We start from the raw sequence: 889 nt of genomic DNA on the forward strand, positions 1-889 counted from the left end.
GGGCAAGCCCGCTCCCACAAAGTACTGCGCCATTTTGAAGTCGGCGCTAAACCTGTGGGAGCGGGCTTGCCCGCGATGCTTTGGGGTTTAGTTACCCGCCAGGCTCGGTGGCATGCACACGCCGGTGCCGCCAATCCCGCAATAGCCCTCAGGGTTCTTCGCCAGATATTGCTGGTGATACGCCTCGGCGAAGTACACGGTCGGCGCCTGCTCGATCTCGGTGCTGATTTCGCCCAGACCCGCCTTCGACAGTTCAGCCTGATACAGCGCTTTGCTCTTCAGCGCCGCATCCAGTTGCTCAGGCGAGGTCGCGTAGATCACCGAGCGGTATTGGGTGCCGATGTCGTTGCCCTGACGCATGCCCTGCGTCGGGTTGTGCAGCTCCCAGAACATCGCCAGCAGCTCTTCGTAGCTGACCTTGGCTTTGTCATACACCACCAGCACTACTTCGGCGTGGCCGGTCAGGCCCGAGCAGACTTCTTCGTAGGTCGGGTTCGGCGTGTAGCCGCCGGCGTAGCCGACCACGGTGCTGACCACGCCTTCGCGCTGCCAGAAGCGGCGTTCCGCCCCCCAGAAACAACCCAGACCGAAGATCGCAAAGTCGACGTCCTGAAAGAATGGACCGAGCAAGGGAGTTTCTTCGAAGACGAAATGCTTTTCAGGCAGGGTCATCGCGGTTTCGCGGCCGGGCAGCGCTTGTTCTTTGGTCGGTAGCACGTTTTTGTTCACCAGAATTTCCGAGCGCAGAACCATGATCGTTCCTCTCAGTCAGGATGGGATGTAAAAAGTCAGACCGTCAGTGTGCCGAATGATGCCGGATTTCGCACTATTCAAATGTGGGAGCGGGCTTGCTCGCGAATGCGGTGTGTCAGTCGACATCAACATTGCC

General features: G+C 59.3%; 1 protein-coding gene. It reads right to left on the bottom strand.

Translation table 11 applies throughout. From position 1 onward, the window contains the following. Positions 1-87: 87 nt before the first annotated feature. Entirely contained in the window at positions 88-753 is a 666-nt protein-coding gene (msrA, locus tag QMX91_RS31235; protein WP_135294808.1) for a peptide-methionine (S)-S-oxide reductase MsrA, read from the bottom strand. Positions 754-889: the final 136 nt, after the last annotated feature.

It is taken from the genome of Pseudomonas sp. PS01299 (assembly GCF_029960145.1).
Taxonomy (GTDB): domain Bacteria; phylum Pseudomonadota; class Gammaproteobacteria; order Pseudomonadales; family Pseudomonadaceae; genus Aquipseudomonas; species Aquipseudomonas putida_A.

Bases quoted from the DNA above. Each gene is read 5' to 3' on its own strand.
- msrA (WP_135294808.1), bottom strand. From the start codon at position 753: ATGGTTCTGCGCTCGGAAATTCTGGTGAACAAAAACGTGCTACCGACC.